The sequence below is a fragment of the Streptomyces sp. SL06 genome (assembly GCF_058244745.1).
In genome coordinates this window covers 5,142,745-5,155,157 of record NZ_JBSYOT010000002.1, presented here as the reverse complement: position 1 = coordinate 5,155,157, position 12,413 = coordinate 5,142,745, and the positions used below count along the sequence as shown (strand labels likewise).

At 74.3% G+C, this 12,413-nt stretch carries 9 protein-coding genes and 2 pseudogenes; all 11 read left to right on the top strand.

Features of this window, described 5'->3' with window-relative positions:
• The first annotated feature begins 273 nt into the window (after positions 1-273).
• The 11 genes and pseudogenes from AC4IHM_RS23580 to AC4IHM_RS23530 all read left to right on the top strand — a co-directional run bounded on the left by AC4IHM_RS23580 (position 274) and on the right by AC4IHM_RS23530 (position 12,339).
• Positions 274-1,374: an ABC transporter substrate-binding protein gene (locus tag AC4IHM_RS23580; RefSeq protein ID WP_490868997.1), complete on the top strand. Its 1,101-nt coding sequence runs from the start codon at positions 274-276 to the stop codon at positions 1,372-1,374.
• Entirely contained in the window at positions 1,371-2,522 is a 1,152-nt protein-coding gene (locus AC4IHM_RS23575; protein ID WP_490868996.1) for an ABC transporter ATP-binding protein, read from the top strand. The genes AC4IHM_RS23580 and AC4IHM_RS23575 overlap by 4 nt, the downstream gene beginning before the upstream one ends.
• Positions 2,519-3,397, top strand: a complete 879-nt coding sequence (locus AC4IHM_RS23570) for an ABC transporter permease (RefSeq protein ID WP_490868995.1) — start codon at positions 2,519-2,521, stop codon at positions 3,395-3,397. The genes AC4IHM_RS23575 and AC4IHM_RS23570 overlap by 4 nt, the downstream gene beginning before the upstream one ends.
• Complete coding sequence (locus AC4IHM_RS23565) at positions 3,394-5,691, top strand: hydantoinase/oxoprolinase family protein (RefSeq protein WP_490868994.1); 2,298 nt, start codon at positions 3,394-3,396, stop codon at positions 5,689-5,691. Before AC4IHM_RS23570 ends, AC4IHM_RS23565 begins: the two co-directional genes overlap by 4 nt.
• The gene (locus tag AC4IHM_RS23560; RefSeq protein WP_490868993.1) at positions 5,576-6,358 is read left to right on the top strand and encodes a hydantoinase/oxoprolinase family protein; all 783 of its coding nucleotides are present in this window, start codon (positions 5,576-5,578) and stop codon (positions 6,356-6,358) included. The genes AC4IHM_RS23565 and AC4IHM_RS23560 overlap by 116 nt, the downstream gene beginning before the upstream one ends.
• Positions 6,358-6,672, top strand: a pseudogene (locus AC4IHM_RS23555) (hydantoinase B/oxoprolinase family protein); the annotation flags it as partial. The gene AC4IHM_RS23560 and the pseudogene AC4IHM_RS23555, both read left to right, overlap by 1 nt.
• Positions 6,673-6,703: 31 nt before the next feature.
• Entirely contained in the window at positions 6,704-8,398 is a 1,695-nt protein-coding gene (locus tag AC4IHM_RS23550) for a hydantoinase B/oxoprolinase family protein (protein ID WP_490868992.1), read from the top strand.
• Positions 8,395-8,925: pseudogene (locus AC4IHM_RS23545) on the top strand (LLM class flavin-dependent oxidoreductase); the annotation flags it as partial. The gene AC4IHM_RS23550 and the pseudogene AC4IHM_RS23545, both read left to right, overlap by 4 nt.
• 28 nt (positions 8,926-8,953) lie before the next feature.
• The gene (locus tag AC4IHM_RS23540) at positions 8,954-9,328 is read left to right on the top strand and encodes a hypothetical protein (protein WP_490871021.1); all 375 of its coding nucleotides are present in this window, start codon (positions 8,954-8,956) and stop codon (positions 9,326-9,328) included.
• Positions 9,325-10,542, top strand: coding sequence for a M20 metallopeptidase family protein (locus AC4IHM_RS23535; RefSeq protein WP_490870912.1), 1,218 nt, complete (start codon positions 9,325-9,327; stop codon positions 10,540-10,542). Before AC4IHM_RS23540 ends, AC4IHM_RS23535 begins: the two co-directional genes overlap by 4 nt.
• Before the next feature lie 36 nt (positions 10,543-10,578).
• Positions 10,579-12,339, top strand: coding sequence for a thiamine pyrophosphate-binding protein (locus tag AC4IHM_RS23530; protein WP_490868991.1), 1,761 nt, complete (start codon positions 10,579-10,581; stop codon positions 12,337-12,339).
• Positions 12,340-12,413: the final 74 nt, after the last annotated feature.

Here is a 12,413-nt window from a genome sequence, read left to right as displayed (position 1 = left end):
TCACGGTACAAGCCCGTCGCCGCGTGGACCAGGTCTCTTTGCCGGTGCTTGACCGTGAACGTCCTTCACCCGATCACGGCACCGGCGGGCCGGAACCGCGTCCGTCCGGTTCCTTTTGTTTCATCTCCATGAACACATGCGGCCCCCTCTTCTGGCATGCAGCTTCGCATGCGAAGCTGCATGCGTATTCGCTCCGTCGGCGGTGTGGCCGGTTCAGGAGCACGGCCCCGCAGACCGCCCGGCCGTTAGGACCTCAGCCTCCAAGGACTCGCCATGACACATCTCAACCGTCGCGATCTCTTGCGCTCCGCCGGTGTGGCGGGAGCGGCACTGCTGGGCGGTGGCCTGCTGTCCGCCTGCGGTACTCCCGGCAGCTCGTCCTCCGGCGGCGGGACGTCCCTGACGCTGTTCCACTGGGCCGGCGCCCAGGGCACGGTGCCGCGCCGGGTGGCGAAGAAGTTCGGCGCGGAGCACGACGTGACGATGCGCTACATCGAGGGCACCAACGCGGACACGTTCCCGAAGCTGGTCTCCTCCGTGCAGGTCAACCGGAACAAGCCGCTGCTGAACCTGGGCTTCTTCAACGCGCAGAGCTTCGCGCAGGGCGCGCAGGCCGGTCTGTGGGCGCCGGTGAGCACGAAGTCGGTGCCCAACACCGGCAAGGTGCTCTCGGGCTACCGCACCTCGGACGGCCTGGGCGCCTACATGGTGATGGACGCGATGGGCATCCTCTACAACACCGACGTCATACGCACCCCGCCCACCTCCTGGATGGACCTCTTCGACACCGCCTACCGCGGCAGGGTCACCACGTGGGACGCCCCGTCGTTCAGCGTCAACGCGGTCCCCGTGATCAACCAGATCCAGGGCGGCGAGGAAGGCGACCTCTCCAAGGGCATCGAGGTGTTCGCCAAGGCCGCCGAGAAGGGCCAGTTCCGGGGGCTGATCAGCTCCATCGACCAGTTGCGGCAGCAGCTCAACAGCGGCCAGGTGGTCATCGCCCCGGGCTTCCAGGGAGTGGCGCAGCCCTGGATCGACGAGGGCGACCCGATCGGGTTCGCCGTCCCCAGCCAGGGCGTGATGGCCTTCCCCGAGGGCTTCCAGCTCGTCAAGGGCTCCAGCGACGACCAGCTCGACGCCGCCGCCGAACTGATGAACGCCATCTTCGACCCGGCGGCGGTCAGCGACTACTGCTCGGCCACCGCCACCATCCCCCTGGTCGAGGGCGCCGAACTGCCCGCGAAGTACGCGCACCTGGAGAGCTACCAGCTCGACACCGTGCAGAACGCCGTCAAGCTGGACTGGTCCGCGCTGGTGTCCGGCCTGGACAAGGCCACGGACGCCTGGAACAGCGACGTGAAGGCACACCTGTGAGCGGCGCCGCCGCCGACCTCGCCGTACACGCCGCGGGCCTCACCCGCAGCTTCGGCTCCCGACGCGTCCTGGACGGCGTCGACCTGCGCGTGCGCAAGGGCGAGTTCTTCTCCCTGCTCGGCCCGTCCGGCTGCGGGAAGACCACCGCGCTGCGCATCGTCGCCGGCCTGGACCACGCCGACGAGGGCCGGATACTCATCGGCGGCACGGACGTCACCCGCACCCACGCCCACCGGCGCCCCACCAACCTGGTGTTCCAGCAGGGCGCCCTCTTCCCGCACATGAGCGTGGCGGCCAACGTCGGCTTCGGGCTGCGCAGCGAGCGGACGGGCCGCGTGGAGACGGCCCGCCGGGTGTCCGAGGCACTCGGCGTGGTCGGCATGGCGGACTTCGCCGACCGGGCCCCGAGCACCCTCTCCGGCGGTCAGCGGCAGCGGGTGGCCATCGCCCGCGCCCTGGTCAAGCGGCCGGACGTACTGCTCCTCGACGAGCCGCTGAGCGCCCTGGACCTCGGTCTGCAACTGCGCATGCGGCGCGAGCTGCGCGCGCTCCAGCAGCGTACCGGCACCACCTTCGTGTGCGTGACGCACAACCAGGCCGAGGCGATGGAGATGTCCGACCGCATCGCGGTGATGTCGCACGGCCGGATCGAACAGGTGGGTACGGCCGAGGAGTTGTACCACCGTCCGGCCGGCCGTTTCGTCGCGGAGTTCATCGGCGAGAACAACCTGTTCCGGGTCGCCGGCGGCGCCGCCGCGGGTGCGGGGCGGGCCGGCGCGGACGGCCTGGACCTGCCGCTGCCGCCCGGCCCTGCCACGCCCGCCGGCGCCCTGCTCGCCGTACGCCCGGAGTCGTTCCGGCTGACGGCGCCCGACGACAAGGCCGCCGCCGGGCGGGCGGTGGTCCGCTCGGCCGGATTCCTCGGGGCGCGGGTGCGGGTGGTGCTGGAGACGGCCACCGGACGCGAGGTCCTGGTGGACTCCCCCACCTCGGCGGCGTCGGCGGCCGTGGGCGAGCACGTGGGGCTGGCGGTGGACGCCTCGGACGTGGTCGTCCTGCCGCCCGACGCCGACAACACCGATAACACCGATAACACTGACAACGCCGACAACACCGACAGCGGCACCGCCGGCGGGGCGGCGGCATGAGCGCGCCCCGCACCCGGCCCGCGAGCGGCCGGCGGCTGGGCTACGCGCTCGTCGCCCCCGGCGCCGCCTACCTGCTGCTGGTCTTCTGCTCGGTGATCCTGCTGCTGGTGTCGTACAGCTTCCGCACCGAACGCACCAGCACCCTCTTCGCCCCGTTCGACCTGGGCACCTGGAGCCGGATCCTCGGCGACGCCTACACCCGGGACGTGCTGTGGACGACGCTGCGGGTGGGTGCGACGGTGGCCGTGCTCACCGTGCTGGTCGCCTATCCGATCGCCTGGTGCCTGCTGCGCGTACGCCGCTGGTGGGTGTCGGGCCTGCTGATGTTCGTGGTGTTCTCGCCCATCCTCGTCAGCGTCGTGGTGCGCTCCTACGGCTGGATGCTGCTGCTGTCCCCGGGCGGGCTGCTGCACGGCCTCCTGGGCGACTGGCTCTACCACGAGCCGGGCGTCGTCCTCGCCCTCGTCCACGTGGAACTGCCCTTCGCGATCGTCCCGTTGCTGGGCTCGCTGCGCTCCCTGCCCACCGGGGTGCTGGAGGCCGCGGCCGACCTGGGCGCCTCCCCCTGGCGGCGGCTGCGGTCGGTGCTGCTGCCGCTGACCGCGCCGGGCATCGTCGCCTCCCTCCAGCTGGTCTTCGCGCTGACCGTCAGCGCCTTCGCGACTCCCTCGCTGCTGGGCGGCGGGCGGGTGTCGGTGCTGGCGCAGTCGGTCTACCAGAACATCCAGCAGTTGCAGTGGCCGATGGCCGCCGCGCAGGCGTTGATCCTGCTCGCCGTGGCCCTGGTGGTGCTGGTGCTGTTCAACCGGCTCGGCCGGCTGGTGGACGTGCGCCACCGCACCCCGGCGGCCGGTGGTGAGGAGATGGCCTCGTGACCCGCTCCCTTCGTGTGCTGTCCGCCGTCCGCGCGCTGTTCCTGACCGCGACGGTCGCCTTCGTCCTGCTGCCGCTTGCCGTGGTGGTGCTGAACTCCTTCAGCGCCGAGGCGGTGCCGCACGGCTGGCCGGACTCCTTCAGCCTGCACTGGTTCTCCGAGGCCCTGGCGTACGAGCCGTTCACCGTGGGCCTGCTGTACTCCGCCGAGGTCGCCGTACTGGCCACCGCGGTCTCGCTGGTGGTGGGCACCATGGCCGCCTACGCCATCGCGCGCCTGCGCTTCCCGGGCCGGGAGCTGCTGCGGTCGCTGTTCGTGATGCCGCTGAGCCTGCCCCGGGTGGTGGCCGGATTCTGCCTGTTCGTGCTGTACGCGTCGCTCTTCCCGGCCGCCTACGGAACGGTCGGCGGGATCGCCTTCGCGCACTGCCTGCTGCTGCTCCCGTTCGTCGTCGCCGTGGTCGGTGCGGCGCTGGCCGGTCTGGACCCGGCGCTTGAGGAGGCCGCCCGTGACCTGGGCGCCTCGCCGGCCGCCGCGTTCGCCCGGGTGACCCTGCCGCAGATCCGGGCGGCGCTGGCTGGCCGCCGGGGTGTTCGCGTTCCTGACGTCCTTCGACGAGGTGGACACGTCGGTGTTCCTGATGCCCGCCGACACCACCACGCTGCCGGTGGCCATGTTCCTGCGCCTCGAACAGCAGCAGGACCCCACCGTGACGGCCATGTCCACTCTGCTGATCGCCGGTTCCCTCGCGCTGGCCGCCGTCGCCGCGCTGGCCGCGCGCCGGGTGGCCGGCGCCCTGGTGACCGGCCCCGCACCGCAAGGAGACACCGCACCGTGACCGACGACTCCCCCACCGTCTCCGCCGGCCGTTACCGCATCGGGGTGGATGTCGGCGGCACCTTCACCGACGTGGTGCTCGCCGCCGCCGACGGCACCTTTCTGCACACCGCCAAGGTGCCCTCCGACGCCCGGCACCCGGCCGCCGCCGTGGTCCGCGCCGTCACCGGGGTCCTCACCCGGCACGGGGTCGACCCGCGGGAGGTGGAGTACTTCGCGCACGGTCAGACCTTCGCGCTCAACACGGTGCTCCAGCGGTCGGGGTCGCGGACCGGGCTGCTGGTGACGGCCGGGTTCCCCGACCTGCTGGAGATCGGCCGGCTGCGGCTGCGCGACCCGATCGACTTCTTCGCCGACCCGCGCCGCCCCCTGGTCGAACGCCGTGACGTGCGCGAGGTGCCCGAGCGGATACGCGCCGACGGCACCGTGGACCGGCCGCTGGACGAGCCCGCCCTGCTGACCGCCGCCGCGTCCCTGGTCGCGGACGGCGTCGAGGCGCTGGCCGTCGTCTTCCTGCACGCGCACGCCCACCCCGGGCACGAGGCGCGCGCCGTGGAACTGCTGCGCCGCGCCCACCCGGGCCTGGTGGTGGCGGGCTCGGCGGAGCTGTGGCCGGAGGAGAAGGAGTACGAGCGGGCCACCGTCGCGGTGCTGGCCTCGCACGTCGCCGGGATGCTGCGCGGCTATCTGAGCGACCTGTCGCGGCGGCTGCGGGCGGCGGGACTGCGCTGCCCCCTGCACATCACCAAGTCCAACGGCGGGGTGATGTCCGTGGAGAGCGTCCTGCCCCGCCCGGGGAGCGAGACCGCCGCCGGGCACGAGTCCGCGCTGCTGCGGGCCGCCGTGGAGACACTGCTGTCGGGCCCGGCCGCGGGGGTCGCGGGGGCGGTGCGGCTGGCGTCCGCGGCCGGGGTGGCGGACCTGGTCACCATGGACATGGGCGGCACCAGCGTGGACAGCGCCATCGTGGAGGGCGGGGAGATCCCCTACTCCACCGACGCCGAACTGGGTGACTTCCCGCTCATCACCCCGTCCGTGGAGGTCTCCTCGATCGGCGCGGGCGGCGGCTCGGTGGCGTGGCTCGACCCCTCCGGGGTGCTGAAGGTCGGGCCGCGCAGCGCGGGCGCCCAGCCGGGCCCGGCCTGCTACGGGCGCGGCGGCACGCAGCCGACCCTGACCGACGCCTATGTGGTGTGCGGCTACCTCGACCCGGACGACTTCGCCGGCGGCGCGGTCGCGCTCGACCCCGCCGCCGCGCGCGCCGCGTTCGAGCCCCTGGCCGAGGCGCTCGGCACGGACGTTCGAGCACGCCGCGGCGGCCGCCGTCGACGTGGCGACCGCCATGATGCACGCCCAGTTGGTGCCGCTGCTGGCCCGCCGGGGCGTCGACCCCGCCCGCGCGCACCTGGTGCCCTACGGCGGCGCGGGCCCGGTGCAGGCGGTCGCGCTCGCCCGTGACCTGGGCATCCGGCGCCTGCTCGTGCCCTGGTCCCCGGGCACCCTGTGCGCGTTCGGCGCGCTCGTCACCGACCTGCGCCACGATTTGGTCGCCCCGGTCGGCGCGACCACGGCCACCTTGGACGACGCCCGGCTGGAGACGGCGTGGAAGGACCTCCAGGAGCGGGCGCACGCCTGGTACGAGCGGCAGAACGCGGCGCACCACCGGCGCGTGCGGCTGATCCGCTGGGCCGACGTCCAGATGGCCGGGCAGTCCTTCACCCTGCCCGTGACCCTGCCCGCCGACGAGCGCCCCACGGTCGCGGCGCTGCGGCGGGCGTTCACCGACCACTACCGCGCCGCCTACGGCGTGGACGCCGCCGGCCGCGAGCTGGACGTGCGCAATCTGCGCGTCACGCTCACCGCGGAGGCCGACCAGGTGCTGCCGCGGGCCGGCGCCGCGACCGTGCCCCGGCCCAGGCCGCACACGGTCCTGGAGAACGGCCGGCCGGTGGCGGCGGGCCGGATAGGCCGGGCGGAACTGCCCGCGGGCACCCGCCTGGAGGGCCCGCTGGTCATCTCCGCGCCCGACACCACCGTGTACGTCCCCACCGACGCCGCCGTGCGCGTCGACCGGGCGGGGAACCTGCTGATCGACACCGGGGACGCCCGGGGGAAGGCCGCCTGATGCGCAGCTCACCGGTGACACTGGAGATCCTCTCGCGCCGGCTGACCGCCGTGGTGGAGGAGATGGCGGAGACCATCCGGCGCACCAGCTTCAGCGTCTTCGTCAAGCAGACCGCCGACTTCGGCACCTGTCTGGTGACCCCGGAGGGCGAGGTGTTCGCCGCGCCCCGGTCGATCTCCGGCAACATGATGATCGGTTCCCCGGCGCGGACGGCGATCGAGTCCCTGGCGCCCTACCGGCCCGGCGACATCGGCATCAGCAACGACCCGGAGGGCACCGGCGGCCTGGCGACGCATCTGCCGGACGTTCTGGCTGTGGGCGCCGCTGTTCGCCGAGGGCCGCGTCGTGGCGTACGCGTTCAGCTTCGTGCACACCTCCGACATCGGCGGCGCGGCGCCCGGGTCGATCTCCTGGGCGCACACCGACCGCTTCCAGGAGGGCGTCCTCATCCCGCCGGCCAAGCTGCGCGAGGAGGGCCGGGAGAACACGGCGCTGCTGACCACGGTGCTGTCCAACACCCGGGTGCCGGAGGAGAACCGGGGCGACATCGACGCGCAGATCACCGGTCTGGTGGCCGCACAGCGCCGGTTCGACGAGATCGTCGCCACGCACGGCGCCCAGGCGCTCGTGGACGCCGTCGAGGACCTGCTGGACGAGGCCGCCGCGCGCGCCACCGGCATGCTGGCCGAACTGGGCGACGGCACCTACCGGTTCGTCGACTACGTGGAGGGGCTCACCGAGCGCGGCGCGGACGGCCGGGAGACGGTCACCGTGCCGCCCACCCGGCTCGAACTGGAACTGACGCTGTCCAAGGGGCGCCCGCACCTGGACTTCGGGGGCACCTCGCCGCAGGTCGCCGAGGCGATCAACCTGCCCACCGGCGGCGACCCGGGCCACTACATGCTGGTCTTCGTCCTGGTGAACTACCTGGTCTCCAAGGACCCCACCATCCCCTACAACTCCGGTCTGGTGCGGGCCGTGACGGCGAACCTGCCGCCCGGCTCCGTCCTGAACCCCGCGCCCGGCGCCACCTGCGGAGTACGGGCGGCGGTGTTCATCCGCGTCATGGACTGCGTCCTCGGCTGCCTCGCGCAGGCCGCGCCCGCCGACGCCCTGGCCACCGGCTCCGGTGCCATCGCGATCGCGACGGTTGCGCACACCGATCCGCTCACCGGCCGGCGCCGCGTCGCCGTGGGCCAGCCGCTGACCGGCGGTTCGGGCGGCCGTCCCGGCCGGGACGGGCTGCACGGCACCAGCTTCACCGGCGGCTGGCTGCGCAACGTGCCCAACGAACTGCTGGAGCAGGACGCCCCGGTACTGGTGGAGGAGTACCGCTACCGGACCGACTCCGGCGGCGCGGGCCGGCGTCCGGGCGGCACCGGCATCGTGCTGCGGCTGCGGGCCCTGGCCGACGGCGTGACGCTCGCCGTGCGCGGCATGGAACGGCTCGGCTTCGAGCCGTGGGGCGTGCACGGAGGCGGTACCGGCGCCGCGGGCCGGGCCCTGCTCAACCCGGGCACGGCCGCCGAAAAGGACCTGGGGCGGGTCAACGTCGTCACGCTGGCCGCCGGTGACGTACTGCTGGTGGAGACCGCCGGCGGCGGCGGTCTCGGCCATCCCGGGGACCGGCCGGCCGCGGCGGTGGCCGAGGACGTGGCCCGCGGGCTGCTCGGCGCCGGCCGGGCACGGGACGCCTACGGCGTCGTTCTGCGGCCGGACGGCACGGCCGACGAGACGGCCACGGCCGCGGCCCGCTCCCGGCTGCCGCGGATCGAGGCCCCGTTCACGCTGGGCACGGCCCGGGATGCCTACGAGCGGCGCTGGCCGCAGGAGGCGCAGCGGGACCTGGTGGACGCCGTGGAGGCGCTGCCGCCCGCCGAGCGGCCCGCCGCCTACCGCGGCGCCTACCTGGCGGCGGACCGACAGGCCGGCGACGGCCCGGTCACCCCGGCCGCCGCACGCGAGGCCGTCCGCCGCGCCTCCCGGCGGACCGCGCCGGAACCCACCCGCGAGCACACGACAGGAGCAAGTCCGCGATGACCGGTACACCGCTCAGGTTCGGCCTGATGACGTACGAGGCCGCGCCGTGGCCCGAACTCACCGAGCGCTGGCGCCGGTTCGAGGAGCAGGGCTGGGACAGCCTGTGGGCGGGCGACCACCTGTGGAGCGCCCTGGACGCCGAGGGGCGGCCGGTGCGCGGCCGGTTCGACGCCTGGCTGCTGGCCGGCGGGATCGCCGCGGCCACCTCCCGGGTGAGCGTCGGCACCCTGGTCAGCGCGGCCCCGCTGCGAAACCCGGCGATGCTCGCCAAGCAGGCCATGACGCTGGAGCACATCTCCGGCGGCCGGGCGGTGACCGGGGTCGGGGCCGGCGGCAACCCCAAGGACCTGGCGTACGCGGGCGTCGAGCCCTGGCCGCAGGCGGAGCGCGGGGTGCTCCTGGAGGAGTATCTGAGCGTGGTCCGCGGCCTCCTGGAGCAGGACCGCTTCGACCACGCGGGCACCCACTACGCGGTGGAGGGCGCGGTACGGGCCCCCGGACCCGTCGGCGCGCACCGGCCGCCGCTCCTGGTCGCCGCGCACGTCGAGCAGACCCTTGCGGTGGCCGCCCGGCACGCCGACGTTCTGGAGCAGCTACGGCAGTCTCTTCTCCCAACTCCGGCGCGGCGTCAAGCTGGACGAGAAGGAGAGCCTGCGGCTGACCCGGGAGCGCGGCGCCCTCCTGGACGCCCACGCCGAACGGGCCGGCCGCGACCCGGCGGCGATCCGCAAGTCGTTCATGGCGGGGTTCACCGAGGACGCCCCGTGGCAGTCCAAGGAGCACTTCCTGGACTTCGTCGGCCGCTTCACCGAGATCGGCATCACCGAGTTCATGTTCCCCTTCCCGCTCCAGGGACCGCACCGCGAGGGCGTCTTCGAGGAGGTCGTGGCCGACGTACTGCCCCGGCTCCGGGCGGGAGAGCGGCCGTGAGCGGGGACGCGGAGGTGCTGCGGGCTCGGGCCCGGGAGATCGGCGACGAACTCGTCGCCCTGCGCCGCCGGTTGCACGCCGTACCTGAGCTGGGCCTGAAGCTGCCCCGGACCCGTGCGACGGTGCTGGAGGCGCTGGCGCCGCTCGCCACCGGAGCGCACCCCGCCCTGACGCTGACCGAGGGCACGAGCGTCGACTCGGTCGTGGCCGTGCTGCACGGTGACCGGCCGGGGCCGGTCGTACTGCTGCGCGGCGACATGGACGCCCTGCCGCTGCGGGAGGCCACCGGGCTGCCCTTCGCGGCCGACGCGGACCGCATGCACGCGTGCGGCCACGACCTGCACACCGCCGCCCTGGTGGGCGCGGCACGCCTGCTCGCCGAGGAGCGCGCCCGGTTGGCCGGCAGTGTCGTCTTCATGTTCCAGCCCGGCGAGGAGGGCTACGACGGCGCGGGCGCCATGCTCGCCGAGGGCGTCCTCGACGCCGCCGGCCGGCCCGTGTCGGCCGCGTACGCGCTGCATGTCGTGGCCGATCTGCCGGCCGGCCGCTGCTACACGCGCCCCGGTCCTGTGATGGCCTCGTACGGCATCCTCGACGCCACCGTGCGGGGCCGCGGCGGGCACGGCGGCCGGCCGCACGAGGCGCTGGATCCGGTGCCCGTCGCCATGGAGGCCGCGACCGCCGTGCAGACCTACGCCGGGCGCCGGTTCGACGCGTTCGATCCCGTGGTGGTCACCGTCGGCGAGTTCCACGCCGGGACGGCGCCCAACGTCATCCCGGCCAACGCCCGCTTCCGGGCCGGGGTGCGGTCCTTCTCGGCCGAGGCCACCGCGCGGCTGGCCGCCGAACTGCCGCCGCTCGTACGGGACATCGCCCGTGCGCACGGCCTGGACGCGGACGCGTCGTTCACCACCGTGCTGCCCACGACGGTCAACGACCCCTTCCACGCGGAGGTGTTCGCCCGCACCGCGACCGAACTCTTCGGCGCCGCACGCTACGAAGAGCTGGCCCGCCCGCGCGTCGGCTCCGAGGACTTCTCCCGTGTCCTGGAGCGGGTACCGGGTGCCTACGGCTATCTGGGCGCCGCGCCGCCCGGCCCGGACCGCCCCTCGGGCAATCACTCCCCCACCGCCGTTTTCGAGGAGTCGGTACTGCCCGACGCGGCCCTGCTGCTGGCCTCCCTCGCCCGGCAGCACATCGGCCCCTCGTCCTGACCCGCCGGTCCGCCCACCCCTCTTCCAGGAGTTGCCGTGTACAACGTCCAGCCCAAGTCCGCCCCCCTCGCCTCCGCCCGGCCGCGCCGGGGCTGCGACGCCCTCGTCGAGGCGCTCGTCGCCGGCGGTGTCAGCACGCTCTTCGGCGTGCCAGGCGACACCGGCGTGGCCCTGTACGACGCCCTCTACGACCGCACCGAGGACATCCGGCACGTCCTGGCCCGCGACGAACGGCACGCGGCGGCCATGGCCGACGCCTATGCGCGCAGCGCCAACCGGGTGGGCGTGGTGGAGGTGTCCAGCGGGGGTGGCACCACGTATGTGGTGGGCGGTCTCGGGGAGGCGTACGCGGCGGGGGTGCCCGTCCTGCTGATCACGTCCGACATCCACACGGGCAGCCGGGGCACGGGTGCGCTGACCGAGATCGACCAGGTGGCGCTGTTCTCGGCGGTGACCAAGTGGACGCGGGTGGCCGAGCGCGCCGAGGATTTGCCGGGTCTGGTGGCGCAGGCGTTGCGGGAGGCGGTGTCGGGGCGCCCGGCGCCGGTCGCGCTGATCGTGCCGGAGAACGTCCTTGACGAGCCGACGCAGGCCCGGCCCGAGCCGGGTACGACCGCTCCCGCGCTGCCCGCGGCGCGGCCGGCGGCGCCCGCCGAGGCCGTGGAGCAGGCCGCGGCGCTGCTGTCCCGGGCGCGGCGGCCGGCCGTACTCGCGGGGTCGGGCGTGCACCTGTCCGGGGCGTGGGAGAGCCTGGGGCGGCTGGCGGACGCGGTGGGCGCTGCGGTGGCCACCTCCATCCACGGCAAGGGCGCGGTCGACGACGACTGCGTCTGGTCGGTGGGCGTGGTCGGGAACAACGGCGCGCTGCCCGGCGCCAACGCGGTGCTGCGGGAGGCGGACGCGGTGCTCCTGGTCGGCACCCGGGCCAACGCCACCGACACCAACAGCTGGACCGGCCCCGCCCGCGAGGGCGTCCCGGTGGCGCAGATCGACATCGACCCCGCCCGCGCGGGGCGCAACTACCCCGGCGCCGTCGCGCTGCCCGGCGACGCGGACACCGTCCTGCGCCAGCTGCTGGCCGCAGTGTCCCCCGTGGACACGGCGGAACGTGCCCGCCGCCTGGAGAGCGTGCGCACCGTGCTCGGCACGCCGCCGCCCGCCGTTCCGCGCCCACGCGAAGGGGACGGCGCCGGCCGGCTGCTGCCGGACGAGGTCGTGCGCACCGTGTGCGCCGCGCTGCCCGACAACACCCCCGTGATCGCCGATCCGGGAACGCCGACGCCCAACGTCTCCGTGCACTGGCGCCAGGGCCGGGCCGGGCGCACGGTGCTGGTGCCGCGGGGCCACGGCCCCATGGGGTACGCCATCCCCGCCGCGGTCGGTGTGGCGCTGGCCCGGCCCGGGGTCCCGCTGGTGTCCTTCACCGCCGACGGCAGCTTCGCCATGGCCTGCGGTGAGCTGGAGACCGTCGCCCGGCTCGGACTGCCCGCGCTGTTCGTCCAGTTCACCAACCACAGCCTGGGCTGGATCAAGATGCTCCAGCACCTGTACACCGACCGCCGCTACTTCGGGGTCGACCCGGGTACGATCGACGCGGTCGCGGTCGCGAGGGCGTGCGGAGTGGAGGCGTACGCGGTCGCCTCGATCGCCGAACTGGCCGAACGCGTCGCCGACTTCCGCGACAACCCGCGGCCGCTGTATCTGGACGTCGAGGTGCCTCACATGATCGACTACACGCCGCCGGTGCCCGCGTGGGACCGCGGTCTCACCGGAGACGCCACCCGCCCCGTGTACTGAGCCGGACCGGGCCGAGGGACAGGATGGGACACGAGTGACGGAACAGCCGCCGCAGACCCCTCCCGACGTGGCGA